This window comes from Cyanobium sp. A1C-AMD, assembly GCF_024346495.1.
GTDB lineage: Bacteria > Cyanobacteriota > Cyanobacteriia > PCC-6307 > Cyanobiaceae > Cyanobium_A > Cyanobium_A usitatum.
Window position 1 is genome coordinate 1 of the sequence record NZ_JAGQDB010000046.1, and the last position, 18,952, is coordinate 18,952.

Annotated in this window: 18 protein-coding genes and 1 tRNA gene; 9 read left to right on the forward strand and 10 right to left on the reverse strand. The window is 64.2% G+C overall.

From position 1 onward, the window contains the following. The coding region (gene murJ / locus KBY74_RS08815) for a murein biosynthesis integral membrane protein MurJ (protein ID WP_254942370.1) at nucleotides 1-1,376 on the reverse strand (1,376 nt) is incomplete at its 3' end. A gap of 73 nt (nucleotides 1,377-1,449) precedes the next feature. Here murJ and sfsA point away from each other — a divergent pair. The 4 genes from sfsA to KBY74_RS08835 all read left to right on the forward strand — a co-directional run bounded on the left by sfsA (nucleotide 1,450) and on the right by KBY74_RS08835 (nucleotide 4,984). Further along, a complete protein-coding gene (gene sfsA, locus KBY74_RS08820; RefSeq protein ID WP_254942371.1) occupies nucleotides 1,450-2,217 on the forward strand; it encodes a DNA/RNA nuclease SfsA in 768 nt (255 codons plus the stop codon). A 16-nt stretch (nucleotides 2,218-2,233) separates the two neighbouring features. Further along, nucleotides 2,234-2,941: a GAP family protein gene (locus KBY74_RS08825; RefSeq protein ID WP_254942372.1), complete on the forward strand. Its 708-nt coding sequence runs from the start codon at nucleotides 2,234-2,236 to the stop codon at nucleotides 2,939-2,941. A gap of 37 nt (nucleotides 2,942-2,978) precedes the next feature. Then, the gene (locus tag KBY74_RS08830; protein ID WP_106632331.1) at nucleotides 2,979-4,175 is read left to right on the forward strand and encodes a 4-hydroxy-3-methylbut-2-enyl diphosphate reductase; all 1,197 of its coding nucleotides are present in this window, start codon (nucleotides 2,979-2,981) and stop codon (nucleotides 4,173-4,175) included. A 146-nt stretch (nucleotides 4,176-4,321) separates the two neighbouring features. Continuing rightward, nucleotides 4,322-4,984 carry a DUF1997 domain-containing protein gene (locus tag KBY74_RS08835; RefSeq protein ID WP_396123167.1) on the forward strand — a complete coding sequence of 221 codons (663 nt, stop codon included), beginning with the start codon at nucleotides 4,322-4,324 and terminating at the stop codon, nucleotides 4,982-4,984. Nucleotides 4,985-5,033: 49 nt separating this feature from the next. On the opposite strand, the gene KBY74_RS08840 is transcribed toward KBY74_RS08835, so the two are convergent. Both KBY74_RS08840 and purH read right to left on the reverse strand, forming a co-directional pair. Continuing rightward, nucleotides 5,034-5,498, reverse strand: a complete 465-nt coding sequence (locus tag KBY74_RS08840; protein ID WP_254942373.1) for a DUF4079 domain-containing protein — start codon at nucleotides 5,496-5,498, stop codon at nucleotides 5,034-5,036. A gap of 95 nt (nucleotides 5,499-5,593) precedes the next feature. Next, on the reverse strand, nucleotides 5,594-7,153 hold the full coding sequence (gene purH / locus KBY74_RS08845; protein WP_254942374.1) for a bifunctional phosphoribosylaminoimidazolecarboxamide formyltransferase/IMP cyclohydrolase: 1,560 nt from the start codon (nucleotides 7,151-7,153) through the stop codon (nucleotides 5,594-5,596). 55 nt (nucleotides 7,154-7,208) lie between these two features. Between purH and KBY74_RS08850 the strand changes: the two genes are divergently transcribed. Next, on the forward strand, nucleotides 7,209-7,838 hold the full coding sequence (locus KBY74_RS08850; RefSeq protein ID WP_254942375.1) for an alpha/beta hydrolase: 630 nt from the start codon (nucleotides 7,209-7,211) through the stop codon (nucleotides 7,836-7,838). Between the two features lie 43 nt (nucleotides 7,839-7,881). On the opposite strand, the gene KBY74_RS08855 is transcribed toward KBY74_RS08850, so the two are convergent. Next, nucleotides 7,882-8,253, reverse strand: a complete 372-nt coding sequence (locus KBY74_RS08855; RefSeq protein ID WP_106632267.1) for a DUF3155 domain-containing protein — start codon at nucleotides 8,251-8,253, stop codon at nucleotides 7,882-7,884. A 431-nt stretch (nucleotides 8,254-8,684) separates the two neighbouring features. Between KBY74_RS08855 and KBY74_RS08860 the strand changes: the two genes are divergently transcribed. After that, the gene (locus tag KBY74_RS08860) at nucleotides 8,685-9,821 is read left to right on the forward strand and encodes a sensor histidine kinase KdpD (protein ID WP_254942376.1); all 1,137 of its coding nucleotides are present in this window, start codon (nucleotides 8,685-8,687) and stop codon (nucleotides 9,819-9,821) included. On the opposite strand, the gene KBY74_RS08865 is transcribed toward KBY74_RS08860, so the two are convergent. Next, nucleotides 9,778-10,557 carry an adenosylcobinamide-GDP ribazoletransferase gene (locus tag KBY74_RS08865; protein WP_254942377.1) on the reverse strand — a complete coding sequence of 260 codons (780 nt, stop codon included), beginning with the start codon at nucleotides 10,555-10,557 and terminating at the stop codon, nucleotides 9,778-9,780. The two genes, KBY74_RS08860 and KBY74_RS08865, sit on opposite strands and share 44 nt — an antisense overlap. A 49-nt stretch (nucleotides 10,558-10,606) precedes the next feature. On the opposite strand from KBY74_RS08865, the gene tgt reads away from it, so the two are divergent. Both tgt and KBY74_RS08875 read left to right on the forward strand, forming a co-directional pair. Beyond that, nucleotides 10,607-11,740 (forward strand): tRNA guanosine(34) transglycosylase Tgt, encoded by a 1,134-nt coding sequence (gene tgt / locus KBY74_RS08870; protein ID WP_254942383.1) that lies wholly within the window; start codon nucleotides 10,607-10,609, stop codon nucleotides 11,738-11,740. A 29-nt stretch (nucleotides 11,741-11,769) separates the two neighbouring features. Further along, on the forward strand, nucleotides 11,770-11,913 hold the full coding sequence (locus KBY74_RS08875; RefSeq protein ID WP_106632264.1) for a photosystem II reaction center protein K: 144 nt from the start codon (nucleotides 11,770-11,772) through the stop codon (nucleotides 11,911-11,913). An 8-nt stretch (nucleotides 11,914-11,921) separates the two neighbouring features. On the opposite strand, the gene KBY74_RS08880 is transcribed toward KBY74_RS08875, so the two are convergent. Further along, nucleotides 11,922-12,647: a WecB/TagA/CpsF family glycosyltransferase gene (locus KBY74_RS08880; RefSeq protein WP_254942378.1), complete on the reverse strand. Its 726-nt coding sequence runs from the start codon at nucleotides 12,645-12,647 to the stop codon at nucleotides 11,922-11,924. Between the two features lie 61 nt (nucleotides 12,648-12,708). On the opposite strand from KBY74_RS08880, the gene KBY74_RS08885 reads away from it, so the two are divergent. Beyond that, a complete protein-coding gene (locus tag KBY74_RS08885; protein WP_254942379.1) occupies nucleotides 12,709-15,996 on the forward strand; it encodes a glycoside hydrolase family 15 protein in 3,288 nt (1,095 codons plus the stop codon). Here KBY74_RS08885 and KBY74_RS08890 read toward each other — a convergent pair. The 4 genes from KBY74_RS08890 to KBY74_RS08905 form a co-directional block, all read right to left on the reverse strand. Then, nucleotides 15,993-16,985 carry a Gfo/Idh/MocA family protein gene (locus KBY74_RS08890; RefSeq protein ID WP_254942380.1) on the reverse strand — a complete coding sequence of 331 codons (993 nt, stop codon included), beginning with the start codon at nucleotides 16,983-16,985 and terminating at the stop codon, nucleotides 15,993-15,995. The genes KBY74_RS08885 and KBY74_RS08890 overlap by 4 nt on opposite strands. 55 nt (nucleotides 16,986-17,040) lie before the next feature. Then, a complete protein-coding gene (locus tag KBY74_RS08895; protein WP_254942384.1) occupies nucleotides 17,041-18,348 on the reverse strand; it encodes a hemolysin family protein in 1,308 nt (435 codons plus the stop codon). Between the two features lie 92 nt (nucleotides 18,349-18,440). Next, nucleotides 18,441-18,513: transfer RNA gene (locus KBY74_RS08900), tRNA-Ile, on the reverse strand. 12 nt (nucleotides 18,514-18,525) lie between these two features. Then, nucleotides 18,526-18,952 (reverse strand): Occludin/ELL family protein (locus KBY74_RS08905; RefSeq protein ID WP_254942381.1); only part of this gene is annotated, 427 nt, incomplete at its 5' end.

An 18,952-nucleotide genomic window follows, 5' to 3' on the forward strand; every position in this document is an offset into this window, starting at 1 on the left:
AATGGCAGCCCGCCGAGCTTGGTCTGCAGCGCCAGCAGCAAACCCACACAGGTGATCAGATTCACCGCCACGGTGGCGAGCACCAGGCCGGCGGCACCGCAATAGAGGCCAGGCAGCAGCTGGGTAGCGCCGGGCACCGGTCCGCCCACGAAAGCCCAGCAGAAGAGCGCATTCAGCCCGATCCCCGCCATCGACCAGCGGAACGGGGTTACCCCATCTCCGAGGGCATAGAACACCCTCACCAGCACGTCGCGGGCCAGATAGGCGGGCATGCCGATGCCGTAGGCCATCAGCAGGTTGCCCACCAACTCCGCAGCACCGGCATTGAAAGCCCCCCGCTCATAGATCAGCGCCACGATTGGCAAAGCCAGCGCCACCATCAACGCCCCCAGGGGCAGCATGCTGGCGTTGGAGAGCATCAGCCCTTGGCGGATACGACCGACCAGCTCAGGTCGATCGTCCGGGGCCGTCAGCCGGGCATAAACCGGCAGTAGGGGCACCAGCAGGGCATTGGAGAGCAGCCCGAGGGGCGTTTGCACGAGCAGGTTGGCGTAGCCGAGACCCGCCGCGGCCGCCGGGATGCCCGAAGCGAAAAACAGGGACACAAACACGTTGATCTGCAGCATCCCCGAGGAGAGGGTGGCGGGCCCCATCACCTGCAGCACCTCGCGCACCCCGGGGTCCCGCCAGTCCCACACCAGCTGAAAGCGTTGCAGCCCTTGCCGGGCCAGGGCTGGCAGCTGGATCAGCCACTGCAGCACCGCCCCCAAAGTTGTGGAGCCGGCCAGCACCACGCCGCCAAGCACCGCCGTGGTGGGCAGGGTGATCGCAGCACCGAGCTGCCACCACAGCACCCCGATACCAGCGATCACGGCCACGCTCGAGAGCAAGGGGCTCACCGAGGGCAACCAAAATTCATCAGCAGCATTAAGGGCTCCAAAGCCGAGGCCGATCAGCCCGGCAAATAGGGCCATCGGCGCCATCCAACGCAGCTGCAGTACGGCGATGTCGTGGCGGGTGGCATCCAGGCCCGGGCCCACCAGGGTGATCAGGGGGCCAGCGAACACCAGCAGCAACACCGTCACCCCGAGCAACCCCGCCCCCACCAGGGTGTTGATTGCTGCCAGCACGTAGGCGCCCTCCTGGCGGGGCCGGCGGGCCAGCACGCTCACCATGGCGCTGTGGAAAGGTCCGTTAATGCCGCCCAGCAGGATCAGCAGAAAGCCGGGCAGCACGTAGGCGTAGTTGTAGGCGTCGTAAGCCGCGCCAACGCCGAAGGCTGCTGCAATGGCCTGCTGCCGCACCAAGCCGGCCAACTTGCTGAGGGCAGTGGCCACTGCCACAACCAGGGCAATGCGCCTGAGGGACTTTGCCATCAAGTGGGACCCAAGGCCCGGGAGTTGGCGGCAGTATGGCTGGCCTGCTCTCCTCCATCCCACCCCGCCCGCCATGGCCACCTGCGTGCTCAGCCTCGGCCCCCTGGTAGAGGGCACCTTGGTGAAGCGCTACAAGCGCTTCCTGGCCGATATCGAACTAGAAAATGGCGAACTGGTCACGGCCCACTGCGCCAACACCGGGCCGATGACCGGAGTGCTGCACCCCGGCGGAAGGGTGCGCTTGCGCCACGCCCCTTCCCCCAGCCGCAAGCTGGCCTGGACCTGGGAGCAGGCCCAGGTGCCTGGCGCCGATGGCACGCCCATCTGGGTGGGCATCAACACGGCCCTCCCCAACCATCTGGTGCGGGCCACGATTGAGGCCGGTTGCCTGGAGCCCTGGCTGGGGCCGATCGCAGCCATCCGTGCCGAGGTGCCCTATGGCGAAGGGCGCCGCAGCCGCATCGACCTGCTGCTCACCCCAGCGGAAAACGCCGCCGATCCCAGGCCGATCTACCTGGAGGTGAAAAACACCACCTGGAGCGAAGGGGAGCTGGCCCTTTTCCCAGACACCGTTACTGAACGGGGTCAAAAACACCTGGTGGAGCTGATGGCCCTGCTGCCAGAGAGCCGGTCCGTACTGGTGCCCTGCCTTAGTCGCGGCGATGTGAGCCGCTTTGCCCCGGGCGACGCGGCCGACCCGCGCTATGGCGAACTGTTTCGCCAGGCCCTGGCAGCGGGCGTGGAGGTACTGCCCTGCCGCTACAGCTTCAGCGCCAGCGAGGTGAACTGGCATGGAATTGCGGCTGTGGAAACCCACGGTCCCGCCCTTGGGGCTGGCTAAGCGCCACAATCCCGCGATGCTCCCGTTCCACTGGCTCACCCAGACCATCGCCCTGGGCCTGGGCATTTCCTTCAGCCCACTCAACATCGCTCTGGTGGCCCTGCTGCTGCTGGGCCCCAACCCGCTGCGACGCTGCTCCACCTACCTGGGGGGCTGGATACTCGCCAACGGTGGCGCGCTGGCAGCGGTGGTGCTGGTAGGCAGTCGCTTCAGTTGGGCCATGCAGCTGGGCAGCCGCGGCCAAGTGCTGATGGACCTGATCGGTGCCGGAGCCCTGGTGGCCTTGGGGCTGTTCCAGCTAACCCCTGCAGCAGCCATCGGCGAGGAGAGCTGGGCGATGCAACTGATGGGCCAGCTGCCCGAGCTCGACTGGTTTCCCCTGCTCGGGCTGGGGGCCGGCTGTGCTTTGGTCAGCCCGGAAAATCTGGTTTTTTACGCCAAGGAAGGGGGCATGTTGCTCACCAACCACACCTCCCTGCGCGGGGATCTGGAGGTGGGCGCCGTATTTGTGGCCATAACCACCTCGCTACTGCTGCTGCCACCACTGGCCTGGCTGCTGAGCGGCGGCAGGCTGCGCCAGCCCCTGAGCCGCCTCAACGACTGGCTTGTGCATCGGGCCGAATGGCTGGTGGGAGTGTTCGCCCTAGTGCTGGGGGTCTATCTGGGCTGGCAGGGAATTGAGGGCCTCCACCAGATGACCCTGGGAGCCGCAGCTCTGACCTAAAGGGCCCATAGAGTTGATTCACCGAGACCTCGACGCTGTGGATACCCGCGCCTTCAAACGCTCCTTACACCACTCGGAGCGTTACAACCGCCGAGGCTTCGGCTTGGGCAATGAGGTGGCAGGCAGCCTGGAGCAGGCCTACCAAAGCGATCTGATCGCCAAGCTGCGGGAAAGCGGCTACTCGCTAGAGAGCGGCCGCCTCACCGTGCGGCTGGCTGAAGCTTTTGGTTTCTGCTGGGGCGTAGAGCGGGCAGTGGCGATGGCCTACGAAACTCGGCGCCACTACCCCACTGAACGGATCTGGATCACCAACGAAATCATCCACAACCCTTCGGTCAACGATCACCTGCGCGACATGAACGTGCTGTTCATCTCCGTGGAAGACGGCATGAAAGATTTTTCGGAGGTTGCCAGCGGTGATGTGGTGATACTGCCCGCATTCGGCGCCACCGTTCAGGAGATGCAGCTGCTAAGCGAGCGGGGCTGCCACATCGTTGATACAACCTGCCCCTGGGTCTCCAAGGTGTGGAACACGGTGGAAAAGCACAAAAAGCACTCCTTCACCTCGATCATCCACGGCAAGGTGAAGCACGAGGAAACCCTCGCCACCAGCAGCTTCGCCGGCACCTACTTGGTGGTGCTCGACTTGGCCGAAGCCCAAATGGTGAGCGAGTACATCCTCGGCAATGGCGATCGGGAATCATTCATGGCCCGCTTTGCCAAAGCCTGCTCGCCCGGCTTTGATCCCGACCGCGATCTGATCCGGGTGGGCGTCGCAAACCAGACCACCATGTTGAAGAGCGAAACCGAAGAGATTGGCCGCCTGTTCGAGCGCACCATGCTGCAGCGCTTCGGCCCCATTGAGCTCAATGAGCACTTCCTGGCCTTCAACACCATTTGCGACGCCACCCAAGAGCGCCAAGACGCCATTTTCGCCCTAGTTGATGAGCCCCTCGACCTGATGGTGGTGATCGGCGGTTACAACTCGTCCAATACCACCCACCTGCAGGAGATCGCCGTCAGCCGCGGCATCCGCTCCTTCCACATCGACACCCCCGAGCGCATTGGCCCTGGCAACCGCATCGAGCACATGCCCCTAGGGGGCGAGCTCGAAATCGAGCTGCCCTTCCTACCCGAAGGTCCAATCCGAGTGGGCATAACCTCCGGGGCTTCCACTCCCGACCGGGTGGTGGAAGACGTGATCGAGCGGCTGATCGAACTCTGCGAAGCCTGAGCAGAACCAAGGTGTCCGGGTGTCACAGCGGGCGGCACTTAGGCCCACCATGGGCTTTACATTGATTAAAGAACGTCTTGAACAAGTCCGGCATCCTGCTGCCAGGGCTGGTCAAACGCCAGGAGTTGCCGTTGTTGCCTTTGTCGTTGTCAACCGCACCAGCCCAAGCGTCGTCCAAGGGAGAGCTGGGCTCCGGTCTGTTGCTGCGCCACAGCGATGATCCGAGGGTGCGGCGCTATGCCAGTGCCTTTGCCGACGTGATGGAAATGAGGGCGAGCGCGCCCGTTGTCTCCGAATACCTCGATCACCACGAGGGTTGGTTTCGCCGTTGCGCTGCCCCGATGACTGTGGAACCCCTCGGCAAGCGGGGCTACGCGCTGACTCTGGGCACCTTTGGCAACTTCGGCTTCGAAGTGGAGCCCACCATCGGCCTGGAGTTGCTGCCCCAAAACCAGGGGCTGTATCGAATTCTGACCGTGCCCCACCCCAGCGGCGATCCCAAGCTTGAAGGGCTTTACGACGTCGAGTTCAACGCCTCGCTGCAACTCGACCAATCCAATGATGCTGCCGTAGTTTCCAATGATTCCCGGCCCCAAACTTTGGTGCGCTGGGAGCTCGACTTGAGCGTCTGGGTACGCCTACCCGGGGTTATCACCCTGCTGCCTGATGGGCTGGTGCAGTCGAGCGGCGACCACCTGCTCCGTCAGATCGTGAGGCAGATCTCTCGCCGGCTCACCTGGAAGGTGCAGGAAGATTTCCACGGCAGCCACGATCTGGAGTGCCCACCCCGGCGAAGCGCCCAGTTCTAAATCAACTGGGCTGTCTTTCTGACTTGAGACCTAGAACCGAAACCAGCACTCAAGCCGGGCGGTTTTCCCAGATTTTGTTGAGGATCTGAAAGCCACTCACCGCCTGCCACAGAAACAGGGTCATCATTGCCATGTTGAGGCCCACATGGACCTTGCGGGCGATCAGATTGCCCTGCTGCATCAGGGAGGTAAGCGACACCGCCAGGGCGATCAAGCAGGTCATGCCAATGCCCACAAGCAGGTGGGGGCCCACAAATAATTTGCCGTTATTGAGGTAGGTAACGGCCATACCGCCGAAGGTACCCAGCACGGTGATCGCCAGGATCAGGCCGCCGATCTGGAAATGGCGCTTGGCAAACTGCCCCTTGATCAGCTGCTTGCGGGTCTCAGCATCTGCGGTGCGGGTTTTCTTGGCCTTGATGCCAAGCAGCATCCCGTAGCTGGAGAGGGCCAGCAGACCCAGCATCAACAGGGGATGGAGGAAGTTGAGGTTGTAGGCGAGGGCTTCGGGCATGGCGTCAGAGGGGGCCAAGGGATGGCTGCGGCAAGTGCCCAGCAGAGCAGGACTTATGGAGCGAAACTACAACTCACTGCGCCCCAGCAAGGGCGTTAATGAAGAAAATGACGGCGTCCGGTTACCACCATCGCCAAGCCAAGGGCATTGCAGGCGGTGATCGAATCGGCATCGCGCACGCTGCCGCCAGGCTGAATCACAGCAGTGATGCCCTGACCAGCGGCCAGCCGCACGGTGTCATCGAAGGGAAAGAAGCCATCGCTAGCAAGCACCGCGCCCCTAGCCCGATCCCCGGCCGCTTCCAAGGCCAGCCTGGCCGAGCCAACCCGATTCATCTGGCCGGCGCCAATGCCCAGGCTCTGGCCACCCTTGGCCACGGTGATGGCATTGGAGCGCACGTGGCGGGCCAGCTTCCAGGCAAAACCGAGGTCGTCGAGCTCTTGGGCTGTGGGCTGGCGTTCGCTCACCACCTGCCAGGCCGCTCCATCAACCGGTTGATCGTCTAGCTCCTGTAGCAGTACCCCGCCCAGCAGGGTGCGCAGCTGACGCCTGGACGCCAGAGCGATCGCCGCAGGATTCAATTCCAGCAGGCGCAGATTGGCTTTCGTGGCCAGCCGCTCCGATGCCGGCCCATCAAAGCCAGGCGCCACTACACATTCAAGGAACAGGCTGGTCAGCAATTCGGCAGTTGCTAGATCGACCAAACAGTTGATAGCCACAATGCCGCCGAAGGCTGAGAGCCGATCGGCGTCAAGGGCCCGGCTGAGGGCAGCGGCGCCGTTGTGGCCGATGGCCACTCCGCAGGGGTTGGTGTGCTTGACCACAACCGCCGCGGGCTGGGCCCCGGGGCCGTAGCCAAACTCCCGCACGGTGGCTAGGGCCGCATCCAGATCGATCAAGTTGTTGTAGCTGAGCTCCTTGCCCTGCAGTTGCACCGCGGCGCCCCAGCCGGCAGCGGGCTCGCTGTGCCAGGTGGCCTGTTGGTGGGGGTTTTCGCCGTAGCGCAGGCTCTGGCGGGCGGGCAGTTCCAGTCGCAGGGGCGCCGCCACCGCTGCTGGGAGCTCGGCTGCGCCGGCCAGCTGTCCCGCAAGCCAGCTGCTGATCGCCGTGTCGTAGCTAGCGGTGTGCTGGAAAGCTTCCAGCGCCAGCTGGCGCCGCAGGGCGGCGCTGATGGCTCCGGTGCGCAGACACTCAAGAAAGGGGCCGTATTGGCTGGGGCTGGTCAGCACCACCACATCGGCGTGATTTTTGGCCGCTGCCCGCACCATTGCCGGTCCACCGATATCGATGTTCTCGATGGCGGTATCGAATGCCACCTCGGGGTTGGCAACGGTTTCTCGAAATGGGTAGAGGTTGACCACCACCACGTCGATCGGCGCAATGCCCTGGGCCTCCAGATCAGCCTGGTGGCTGGGCTCGCAGCGGCGGGCCAGGATGCCGCCATGGATGCGTGGGTGCAGGGTCTTGACCCTGCCGCCCAAGATCTCAGGGGCGCCGGTGTGCTCCGCCACCTTGGTGACCTCAAGCCCGGCCGCCTTGAGGGCCGCAGCGGTGCCGCCACTAGAAATCAACTGATAGCCAGCCTCCAGCAGCCCCTCGGCCAAGGGCACCAGGCCCTCCTTATTGGAGACGCTTAGAAGGGCCGTGGGGGCCATGGCTGCCAAACGTGCAGGTATAAGGGCCAACCTACGCAGCAATCGATCCCCCGCCATGAGTAGCCAAACCAGCCAGCCCAACGACCAACTGATCCGCAGTGGCCCGGACCTGTGCGACCGGCGCCTTGTGCTGCTACACGGCTGGGGAGCGGATGCCGACGACCTGCTCGACCTGGCCGAGGTGCTGGTGGGGCCAGCGGTGAGCGTGGTGGCCCTGCGGGCACCACTGCCGCATCCAAGCGGTAGCGGCCGCCAGTGGTACGACCTGCAACAGCCGAATTGGCCCCAGCTACCTGCCGCGCGAACCCAGCTGCTAGAGCGGCTCCTGGCCCTAGCGGCGGAGGTGCCCCTGCAGCAAACGGCTCTGCTGGGCTTCTCCCAAGGCGCCTCAATGGCCCTTGATGTGGCCACAGCCGGCAGCGGCCTACCCCTGGCCGGCCTGATCGGCTGCAGCGGCTATCCCCATCCCGGCTGGCAACCAACCGCAGCATCCCTGCCCAAAATCCTGCTCACCCATGGCGAACAGGATCCTGTGGTGCCCTACGGAGCCAGTGAGGCCCTGAAAGAGCAGCTGCAACTCGGTGGCATCGACACCGAACTGGTTGGCTTTACAGGCGGCCACACAATCGACGGCTGCCTGTTTCCTGCCCTGCGGAGCTACTTGGCCAGCCAATGGTCATGCTGAACAACCAGCGGCCCACCTGAGTTCCGCCAGGGCAAAGCCAAGCTCAGACGAAGGCGTATTCGTACTCCTCCATTTCTTCCCAGTCGTCGGCGGCGAGGGCTTCGATGCCTTCGAAAAGCACCTCCTCACCGATGCGGTCGACGATCGTGCGCAGTGAGGGAAACAGGAAATGGTTTTCCTCGGCGTATTGGGCGCTGAACAGGCCCTTTTCGCCCCAGAAGAAGCGATCAGTGGTGTGCTCGTTGCGGCGCACGTTGAGAATTGCTGGGGGCACCAACAGCTCCTCAGCAATGAAGCGGCGTGCTGCCGTGACCGGCTTGTGGGAGCCGGTCTCAAGATTGAAGGTGGGGACATGCGCCAGCACCCGCTGGCCTGCGAGCCGGCGACGGCTAATCCGCTTGCGCTTTTTGGACATTGAACTGCTCCCGAGAAGGAGGAATTAGGAGAAGGAAGAGAAACCGGAGGGGGAACGGACAGTGGGAGCGCAAAACATGCGCAGGGTCCGTGACTCAGCCCACCCGAACCCCCCAAAATTTGGAGAGCAGGGCGACGCCCAAACGTTCTGTTGTCCGAGAGAGTCAGCAGGCCCAGGGGTCAGTGACGCCGCACCCCGCCCATTCGGGGTGCAGAACAACAGGAAGCAAGATCGGCGTAAGTCGGATCTGTCACTGCTGTAGCCTGAATTGCCGAAATGGGCAACAAAGGGTGAGGGCGTCACGACGACGAACCGCTGCCCGCTTGCGGACCGCGCCGTATTGGTCGATACCGCACATCTTAAGACTTTTTTCTGGTTTTCCCACGCCTTTTCCAAACTTTTTGGAACATGGCCAGGACTGAGGGCAGCAGATGCAAGTCTCCAACCGCTTTCTCGCCCTACTGCGCTTCCAGCTAGCCCAGTTCGCTGATCGCAGCGACCTCAGCTCCCTGGTGGTTTATGTCACCCAACCCGGTGAAGCCAACGCCCCCATCCTGGTGCCAATCGGCCAATGGCCGAGTGATGGCCGAGCCCTGCCTGCGGTCGAAGCCGGCAGTCCGCTGAGCTTGCCAGCGGAGGAGCGGCGCTGGCTGCCGCTGCGCCACCAAAGGGTGCTGCTGGGCGCGATCCAGGTGGAAACCAGCGTGGTGCCCTGGCCAGACAGCCTCGGGCAGCGGCTCCAGGCCGTCGCCCTGTGTCTTACCGAAGCGCTCTGCCTTGATCTGGAACAACAGCAGTTGCAACAGACCCTCGAGCAACAGCAAGCAGAATTGGGCCTGCTGTTGCACCAGCTGCGCAACCCCCTCGCCGCCCTGCGCACCTTCGGCCAACTACTGCTGCGGCGCCTCGAACAGGACCAGCAGAACCGACCTCTGGTGGAAGGCTTGCTGGCGGAAGAGCGCCAGCTCAACCGCTACGTGGATGCCCTCAGCCAGCTGGGCCGCCACGAGCAAGCCGCCGTCAGCGGCGAGGCGGCGCCACCCCTGCTGCTTCCCCCAGGGCTGGTGGGGCCAGAGGGCCAACCCCTGCTCGACTGGCTTGAGCCCTTGATGCAACGGGCTGCTGCCACGGCCTCTCTGCAGGGCCGCCCCTGGCATCCGCCATCCTGCTTGCCCAACTGGCACGGGGACAGTGGTGCCGTGGCTGAAATTTTGGCCAACCTGCTGAACAACGCCTTTCGATACAGCCCCAGCGGCACGGCCATCGGCCTGGACTGCCAAGCACTGGCGTCAGGGGACTGTCAACTGACGGTGTGGGATGGCGGCGAGCCGATCGCCGAAAACGAGCGTCAGGCCATTTTTGAGCAGGGTTTCCGGGGGCGGCAGGGGCAGGGGCGGCCTGGGACGGGGCTGGGACTGGCCCTGGCCAGGGATCTGGCCCGCAGCCTCGGTGGAGAGCTCAACCTGGTGTTGCCGCCGGCAGCCGTTGCCCAGCAACTGCCCGAGCGGGGCAACGCCTTTTGCCTCAGGCTGCCAGCCGCGGCCCCAAGCCCAGCAGCAGGGCCATGAGCAGCAGGGCCAGAGCTTCTGTCCATTCGACACAGGCTCCGTAGCTATCGCCGCTATGGCCGCCGAGACGGCGGCCGAGCCATAGGGGCACTAGCACCGCTGGCAGCAAACCCACCCCCTGGGGCCAGGGCCAGCGGGTCCAGGCCGCTAGGCCCAGGGCCAGGGCGAACACCAGCAGGGCCGGCACCAGTTCCGCTGCAAGACCCCGCCAGTGCTGCCGGTGAAAAGCAGCACTGCCCTGCTGCCTCAAATATGGAAACCACTGCATGGCCAAAAGGGGTGACACCCGGCCCCAGAAAGCTGCCCAGAGCATGGCCAGCGGGGCAGCGGCCCCTAGGCAAAGCAGGGCTGCTGCCTTGATCAGCAGCACCACCACCAAGGCCTGCACCCCCGATGCGCCCACCCGGCTATCTGCCATCGCCTCCAAGGCCCTAGGGCCGGCGCCCAAGCCATCGGCCGTATCCATTGCGCCATCAACGTGCAAGCCACCGGTGAGCACCAACCCGAGCGCCAGCACCAAGGCCACCTGGGCTCCAAGGGGCAACCAGCCAGCGGCAAGCCACCAGAAAAGGCCCTGCAGCCCGCCCAGCACCAGGCCGATCAGGGGAGCGAAGCGGGCAATGCGCTCAAAGCGAGGCGGCACTCCTGGCCAGGCGGGCAGCACCGAATAAAACACCCAGGCACCGGCCAGATCGCCCAACCAGCCGGGAATCGCCCCAGAAAATGACTTCGGCACGGGCTCTAGCAAGCGACACCTAGCGTCGGGACAGCACCTGTTCGGCGCAATCAGCTTCCCACCAGCGTTCTCCTTCGACATCACGGCGCAGTGCAGCCGCACCCGGGCCCGCTGCGGCTGCTTTCACACCCCCCATGGCGTTGTCACCACACCGCGGTTCATGCCCGTGGGCACCCTGGCCACGGTGAAAGGCGTTACGGCGTCCCAACTGCGGGACACCGGCGCCCAGATGGTGCTCTCCAACACCTATCACCTACACCTGCAGCCGGGCGAGCAGATCGTGGCTGATGCCGGTGGCCTGCACCGCTTCATGGGTTGGGACGGGCCGATGCTCACCGATTCCGGCGGCTTCCAGGTTTTCAGCCTCGGCGACATCAACACCATCGACGACCACGGCGTGGTGTTCCGCTCACCGCGCGACGGCGCCCGCATCGAGCTCACCCCCGAGCGCTCGATGGCGATCCAGATGGCCCTGGGGGCTGATGTGGCCATGGCCTTCGACCAATGCCCCCCCTATCCCGCCAGTGAGGCAGACGTGGCCGCCGCCTGCCGGCGCACCCACAGCTGGCTGGAGCGCTGCATCACCAGCCACACCAAAGTTGACCAGGCCCTGTTTGGCATCGTCCAAGGGGGCTGCTTCCCCCACCTGCGCCAGGAATCGGCCCAGGTGGTGGCCTCCATGGGCCTGCCCGGGATAGCCGTGGGCGGCGTGAGTGTGGGCGAGCCCACCGAGGAAATGCATCGGATCGTGCGCCAGCTGGGGCCGCTGCTGCCTGGTGCCGTACCCCACTACCTAATGGGCATAGGCACCCTGCGGGAAATGGCCATCGCCGTGGCCAACGGCTTCGACCTGTTTGATTGCGTGATTCCCACCCGCCTCGGCCGCCATGGCGCGGCCTTGGTGGGTGGCGAACGCTGGAACCTCAAGAACTCCCGCTTCCGCCACGACCACACCCCCATGGATGCCAGCTGCCCCTGCCCAGCCTGCCGCCAGCACAGCAGGGCCTACCTGCACCACCTAATCAAGAGCGAGGAGCTGCTGGGCAAGATTCTGTTGAGTTTGCACAACATCACCCAGTTGGTGCGCTTCTCCACCGCCATGGGGCAGGCCATCCGCGACGGCTGTTTTGCAGAGGATTTCGCTCCCTGGGAACCGGACTCCCCAGCCGCCCACACGTGGTAGCGTCCGCCCCTAGCTCAGTGAATTCCGGGATGGCTACCTACGCCCTGCAAACCCTGGCCCAACTCCCCGAGGCCTACCAAGCCTTCGGACCACTGGTCGACATCCTGCCGATCATTCCCCTGTTCTTTCTGCTGCTTGCCTTCGTGTGGCAAGCCTCCGTCGGCTTTCGCTGAATCCGGCCTCAGCCCTTCCTGAGCATCTCCCAGGCAAATTTGGGTAGGGAGAGCATTCGGCGCCAGCGACTGGGCTCCTGAATCAGCCGGTACAACCATTCGATCTGCAGGGCTCCCATCCAAGCGGGGGCTCTTTTTTTGACCCCAGCCCAAACGTCAAAGCTGCCGCCCACACCCATCCAGAGGCCGCCACTGCGCCCAGGCAGCTGCTGAATCCAGGTTTCCTGGCGGGGTACTCCTAAGGCCGCCAGCACCAGGTCGGGCCGAGCCGCCAGCAGCTGCTGCTCCAACCCTGGCCAGGCTTCAGCTGGTTGGTAGCCATGGGCGTGGAGCACCAGCTTTAGGCCGGGGAGCTCCTGGCGCAAGCGCGTGGTGAGCTGCTCCATCACCACCGGTGAGGCCCCCACCAAAGCCACCCTCCAGCCATGGGAAGCCGCGTGAGTGAGCAAATCACGGGCCAGCTCAATCCCAGGACTGCGCCGCACCCGGTAGCCCTGGCGGCCTAGGGCCCAGACCACGCCGGCACCATCTGGAATCACCAGGTCCGCCGCGGCGATGGCAGCCCCCAAGGCGGGATCGGCCTTTGCCGCCATCGTCATCTCAGCATTCAGGGTGACGATCTGCCCACCACTGCGCTGCCGCAGGGCCAAGGCCGCTGCAAACACATCTGGACACACGCTCACCGGCACCCCCAGAACCCTGGTGCGCATTGGCTCAGTTGCTGTTGATGCCATCAGGGGGGTGAGGTGGGGGTGGAGAATATATGGCTGGCCTACCACTGGCATAGGGACATCCATGGCGCAATCCCTGCCACTGAACAATCCGGCCCATCAGCCGGAACCCGAAGTTTCAGCCGCCCTGGATCCGGCTCAGGCCTGGGCCCTGCTTCAGGACCTTGATAGTCAAATTGATCGGGTGGTGTTGAGCCGCCAACACCCGATAACGGGACTGCTGCCAGCCAGCACCGCCCATACCGTGCACGGCAACTACGCAGACGCCTGGGTGCGCGACTGCGTTTATTCAATCCAATGCGTCTGGGGACTTGCCCTGGCCCATCGCCGCCTGCGGGGGGCCAGTCGCCGCGTATACGAGCTTGAAGCGAGGGTGCTGCAACTGATGCGCGGCCTGCTCAACGCCATGCTGCGCCAGGCCCCGAAGGTGGAGCGCTTCAAGCACAGCCTGCATCGCCTGCATGCCATCCACGCCAAGTTCGACACGGCCACCGGCGCTGCTGTAGTGGCCGATGACGGCTGGGGGCATCTGCAACTCGATGCCACGGCGCTGTTTCTGCTCCAACTCGCCCAGCTGACCCGCTCAGGCCTGGTGGTGGTGCAAAGCAGCCACGAGCGCGACTTCGTGCAAAACCTGGTGTACTACGTGGCCCGTGCGTACCGCGTAGCCGACTACGGCATTTGGGAAAGGGGCGACAAAGGCAACCACGGCCTCCCAGAGCGCAACGCCAGCTCGATTGGCCTGGTCAAGGCCGCTCTGGAGTCCCTGGAGGGACTCGATCTCTACGGACCCCACGGTGATGGCCGCAGCTGTCTGGTGATCCCCCACGACGCCATCGTGAGGCTGCGCCGGGCTCTAGACGCCCTGCTGCCGCGGGAATCAGCGAGCAAGGAGGTTGACAGCGCCTGCCTAGCGGTGATCGGCTATCCCGCCTGGGCCGTGGACGACCCAGAGCTGAGGCGGCGCACCCGCGCCAAGATTCGCGCCGAGCTGGGTGGGGCCTACGGATATAAACGCTTCCGCCGCGATGGCCACCAAACCGTGGTCGAAGACCACACCCGCCTGCACTACGAACGGGAGGAGCTGGCGGAGTTTGAGCACATCGAATGCGAATGGCCCCTGTTTTGGGCTTATGAACTGATCACGGCCTGCTGCGAAGAGCGCTGGGAGGAGGCCCGCCAATGGCGCCAGCGCCTCCATGAAGTGAGCCTGGAGCAAGCGGAGGGCGCCCTGCTCCCCGAGCTCTACCTCGTTCCCGAAGCAGCCATAGCAGCCGAACGGCAACAGCCCGGCAGCCAGCGCCGGCTGGCAAACCCCAACGTGCCCTTGCTGTGGACCCAAAGCCTCACCTGGCTCTCAGACCTGTTGCTTGCAGGATTAATAAGTCCAGAAGATCTCGATCCAACCGGGAGACGCCGGCCCAGCACTCTTGGCGCCGACCGGGTGCTGGTGGCGCTGGTGCCAGCTAACGCGGCTATCGCAGCCAGCCTGGAGGCGGCTGGACTGCCCCTGGCCCATGGCCCCAGTGACAACTCCGACCCCAGCAGCCCCAATACGGCGATCCGCATCGGCGGCTCCCAGGAGCTGGCGATGCGGATGGCCCAGGTGGGTGCAAACCCCGCCCTCGGCCTCAGCGGCCATCCACCCGTGCGGATGGAAACCATGGCTACGGCTCGCCTTTACCGGCAAGGAAGCAGCTGTTTTGCGTTTTTCCCAGCCGTGCTGGAGGAAGACACCTTCTACCTGGCAGACGATCCTGAGCAGCTCGTGGACGCCGTGACCGCCGAACTGCGCCTGTTGCAGCGCCACTGGCGCGGAAGCGGCTCGCCGCTGCTGCTGCTGCCGATCGCCGAGGGTGCCTTCCAGGCCAACCCAGATGCCTTCCTAAGGCTGGGGCAGCAGTTGCAGGCAGGTTTGCTGGACGGCGTCCCCGTGCAGCTGGCCCCGCTGGCAGAACTCATCGACCAGGGCAGCTGGGTGGAGCTGCCCGCCCAAGCGCCGGGGGCCGTGCTTCTGCCGCCTGCACCCATACCCACCCCGTTGCGGGCTGGTACCAGCCAGACCCCCCTTAGCGCCAAGGAGGAGCAAGAACTCGAACGCGAGGACATCAGCATTGGCGAACTCGCCGATCGGCTCTGGCGCAGCTCCTCCCTGGAAGAGCAGGGCGAGGTGCTGGAGCAACTGGTGCGGCGCCTAGGGCCCGACTCCCGGCTGCAGGGACCGGCCGGCAGCCAACCAGTACGCCTGCATGACCTGCTGGAGGAGGTCTACCGCCGCGCCCTGGCCGAAGCCGACTGGAACGTGGTTCGGCGGGTGGCTGGCGCCCTGGACCTGGTCCATCCCCAGCTGGAAGATGCCCTCACCGACCTGCTGGTGCGCCAGAAGCAGGTGGTGGTAGGACGCAATTACACCAGCGATTCGCGCATCAGCGAGCCCCAGGGCAGCGCCAGCATCGCCGCCATGATCCGTCGCTACAGCGGCGAAGACGGCCGTGAATGGATGCTGCAGCAGGAATTGCTACTTGCCCTCGACAGCCTGGCCCGCCACGAGCCGGCCCTGCTGAGCGGCAGCCTCACCCTGCAACTCGGCCAGCTGCTGCTGTTGCTCACCGGCGAACTGGCCAGCGAAGCCGGGCTCAACCCCATCGACGCCTTCGAGGCCCTTTGCGATCAGCCCCCCCACGCCATCCAGCGCCGGCTGCGGACCGTGCTGGCCGACCTGGAACATGCCAAAGCCTCCCTGCAGCGCCAGGAGCAACTGCATGTGAGCGGCCGGGTGCGTTGGGACGTTCCCGATCCCCTGGCAGAGCTACCCAAGGGCGGCTGCTGGCTGCAACACCGGCTGCGCCTCGGGGCCCTAGGGCGCGTGCCCCGCGATTTCTATCCCGGCATCTGGGATCTACTGCACCACTGCCACGGCATCGTCATCGGCGACAAGCTGGAGAAGCGCAACCGCCTGGACAGCGGTCCCCTATTGAGTGAAAAGACACCTGGCGAACGTAATTTCGCCGCCCTTGTCGATCACCTGCTCAGCAAAATCGAAGCGCCGGACTATCGCCAGCTATGCACGGAAACCCTGCTCACCTTGATCACCTTTATGGGTGCTAATCCCGAGGTGGTATTTAACGACGACTTGGTGTTAGACGTGGTGATCGGTCACGCCGTGCGGGTGGGCTGGCAGCAACGCCACCCGAATATTCCTGAATCCCAATACGGTCTGCATAAGGCAGACGCCTGGGATCAATTTTATCTGGCTTCGCCCGCTGATTGCCGCCGCTGGCAGCTGGCAGCTCTGCGCCAGCTCACTAGCCCAGACACAACCCCAGCAGCAAGGGCAACTTCGACGACCTAGATCGGCGCCTCCAGGCTCATGCAGAGATTGGGCTGCTCGACGCACTGCTCAATCAGGTCGGCCAGCTGCAAAGCCCGGGAAGCCTGCAAGCCATCCACCGCCGGGGTCTCAACACCCCGCACGCACTGGAGGAAATGCTCTAGTTCGGCGTATAGGGGCTCAATGGAGGTGGTACTGACCTCTTCAATTACTCCATCGGATCTGTAAACCAGCTCGCCGTGATCTGCGCTCACCGTCTCGTGAGCGCGGCGATGAATGTGCAAGGTGCGATTAAGAAAATCCGTCTCTACCAAGCTGCCGCGGCAGTGGGCACTAAGGCTGCGAATCTTGCGATGGGCCATCTTGCTGGCCGTCAGGCTGGCCACCACACCATTAGCAAAGGCCAGGGTGGCGTTGACGTAGTCGATTGGCCCTTCAGCACTGCGACCACCGGCCGCCGCCAGGCGAATCACTGGCGCCCCAGCCAGCTCCAGCACTAGGTCAATGTCGTGAATCATCAGGTCGAGCACCACCGACACGTCATTAGCGCGGTCTGGGTTGGGACTGTGACGGCGCGCTTCAAGCACTACCACCTGCTCATTAGCCACAACCTTGACCAATTCCCGGAAGGCGGGATTGAAGCGCTCGATATGGCCCACCTGCAGCAGACGACCAGCCTGCTCAGCCGCATGGATCAACTCAACCGCCTCCTCCTGACTGGCCGCGATCGGCTTCTCGATCAGCACGTGCACCCCGGCCTTCAGGCAGGCCAAACCGACGCGGTGGTGAAGCAGGGTGGGCACGGCGATACAAACAGCGTCCACCTCGGGCAACATTTCCTCGTAGGAGGGGAACCAGCTGCAACCGAACTGCTCGGTAGCTAGCTGTCCGCGGCTCCCATCTGGATCAGCCACCCCCACCAGTTCGGCTTCTTTGATCAGGCTCAGCACCCGGGCGTGGTGCCAACCCATGTTGCCGATGCCGATGACACCCACGCGCACAGGGTTCAAGGCAGGGGCTCTCAACTAACTGCATTATCGGGGGTACGGGGGCCCAGAGCGGTGATCAGCCGCCCTCGGGGCGCTCCGGTTCGACGACTGGACGCTCGATCTGTACTCGCTCAATGCGCGGGCCATCCATGGCCAGCACCCGAAATTGGTGGCCCTTCCAGCGCAAACCTTCGCCTGCCGAGGGAATGTGCTGCAAGCGCTCGAGCAGGAAGCCAGCAAGCGTGTGATGACCTTCCGCCTCAGGCAACTGCAGCGCCAGCTGCCTGTTGAGTTCGAAGATTTCCAGGTCCCCTGCCACCGACCAGCAGCCTTCGCCGAGTTTCTGCAGATCCTGGGCCGCCTCTAGGGAATCTTCTTCCTCTCCGACAATCTCGCTGGTGAGGTCGGCCACCGTGACCAGCCCCTCCGTACCACCATGCTCATCAACCACCACCAGCAGGGGCTGACCACTGCGAATCAGGGGCAGGAGCTCCGCCAGGGAAGTGCTCTCCTGCACCAGCGCCACGGGGGTGATGTAGGGAGCGAGGGGAGTGTCGGCACTGAGCATGCCCCTGGCAATGGGATCAGCAAGACGCCGCAGGTCAAGCACGCCACGCACGTCGTCGAGGGAGCTGCCGATTACCGGGAAGCGGGCGTGGGCGGTGTCATGGACCTCGCGCATCAGCTCGGCAAAACTCACATCCAGGGGCAGGGTGACCATGCCGGATCGGGGCACCATCACCTCCCGCACCAGGGTGTCCCTCAGCGAAAAGACTCCCTCCAAAATGTTGCGTTCGTCGGGCATCAGACCGGTGACGTTGCCGGTTTCGATCAAAGTTTCAAGCTCGCCAGCCGACAGGGCAGGCACCAGCTCATCCCAGTTACGGGGTAAGCCCAGCAGGTGCAGCAGCACACCGCTGCAACGCTCAATCAGGGAAAGCAAGGGGGCCAGATTGCGACTCACCGCAGCCAGCAACGGCGCCAGTCGCAGAGCCGAGCTTTCGGGACGATGCAACACCCAGGCCTTGGGTAGTAAGCCGCCCAGCACGGTGGCAAGCAAAACCAGTACAAGAAATAAACCGGCATCAAGCCAAACCTGGGGAATGGCTCCAGCACCACTTTTGGCGGCCATAGCCATGCCGAGCTGTTCAGCCAAGCCGCGACCGGCCCAGCCCAATGCCACCAAAGCGAGCGCCGTACCCAGCTGGGTAGCCACCAGCACTCGCCGGAGCCGATGCTGCAGCTTGGCAACGGCTTGGGCACCGGGCTCACCCGCCTCCTGCAGTTGCTGCACCCGGCTAGGCCGCAGGCGAATCAGGGCGAATTCCCCAGCGGCAAAAAAAGCCAGCAGAGCCAGCAAAATGGCCAGCGCCAGGACTTGAATCACAGGAAGCTCCGCCAGGAGAGCCATCAGTGCTCTGACGATAGGGGTTGCTGGGCAATCAGACCGCAGGGGTTGATTGAACCAAGGTGAAATGGGGGTCCCGAGGATCGAACTCGGCTAAGGCGAATTATGAGTTCGCTGCATTCACCAGATTGCTAGACCCCCTCGCCAGCAGTGCTACCAGAGGCCGCGCACCGGAGCGCTGTAGCTGGCACCGCCATCCTGCCAGCCTGGGCCATCAGGCTGGGAGCCAGAGGATCCCAGGCTGCCGGAATAGCCGTTTGACACATCCCCCGTACGCCAGGGCATGGGATCACTCTGCTGCTGAAGTAACACTTGATAAGTGTTTTCCACTGCCGTGCCATCCCAGATGATCGTTTGATCGGGGAAGCCGAAGCCCATCACCCTGGTGCCATCACCACCACCCATGGCGATGCCAAATAGATCGGTGATTTGATTGGTGAGGCTCACGCCGCGAGCAAAGGGCGCCGTGTAGCTGAAAAAGCGTTGCTCCATCAGCTGGGGCGTGGTCTGAACGACGCCACAGCGGGTAACTTCAACGGGTCTGGCAGCTCCCCCATTGAGTGCCTGCCCACTGCTGTTT

Excerpts from the sequence above, each read along its gene's own strand:
- purH (WP_254942374.1), bottom strand. The coding sequence starts at position 7,153 with ATGGCCCCCACGGCCCTTCTAAGCGTCTCCAATAAGGAGGGCCTGGTG.
- KBY74_RS08840 (WP_254942373.1), bottom strand. The coding sequence starts at position 5,498 with ATGCCCGAAGCCCTCGCCTACAACCTCAACTTCCTCCATCCCCTGTTG.
- KBY74_RS08860 (WP_254942376.1), top strand. The coding sequence starts at position 8,685 with ATGCAAGTCTCCAACCGCTTTCTCGCCCTACTGCGCTTCCAGCTAGCC.
- KBY74_RS08875 (WP_106632264.1), top strand. The coding sequence starts at position 11,770 with ATGGCTACCTACGCCCTGCAAACCCTGGCCCAACTCCCCGAGGCCTAC.
- KBY74_RS08885 (WP_254942379.1), top strand. The coding sequence starts at position 12,709 with ATGGCGCAATCCCTGCCACTGAACAATCCGGCCCATCAGCCGGAACCC.
- sfsA (WP_254942371.1), top strand. The coding sequence starts at position 1,450 with ATGGCCACCTGCGTGCTCAGCCTCGGCCCCCTGGTAGAGGGCACCTTG.
- KBY74_RS08850 (WP_254942375.1), top strand. The coding sequence starts at position 7,209 with ATGAGTAGCCAAACCAGCCAGCCCAACGACCAACTGATCCGCAGTGGC.
- KBY74_RS08855 (WP_106632267.1), bottom strand. The coding sequence starts at position 8,253 with ATGTCCAAAAAGCGCAAGCGGATTAGCCGTCGCCGGCTCGCAGGCCAG.
- KBY74_RS08880 (WP_254942378.1), bottom strand. The coding sequence starts at position 12,647 with ATGGCATCAACAGCAACTGAGCCAATGCGCACCAGGGTTCTGGGGGTG.
- KBY74_RS08825 (WP_254942372.1), top strand. The coding sequence starts at position 2,234 with ATGCTCCCGTTCCACTGGCTCACCCAGACCATCGCCCTGGGCCTGGGC.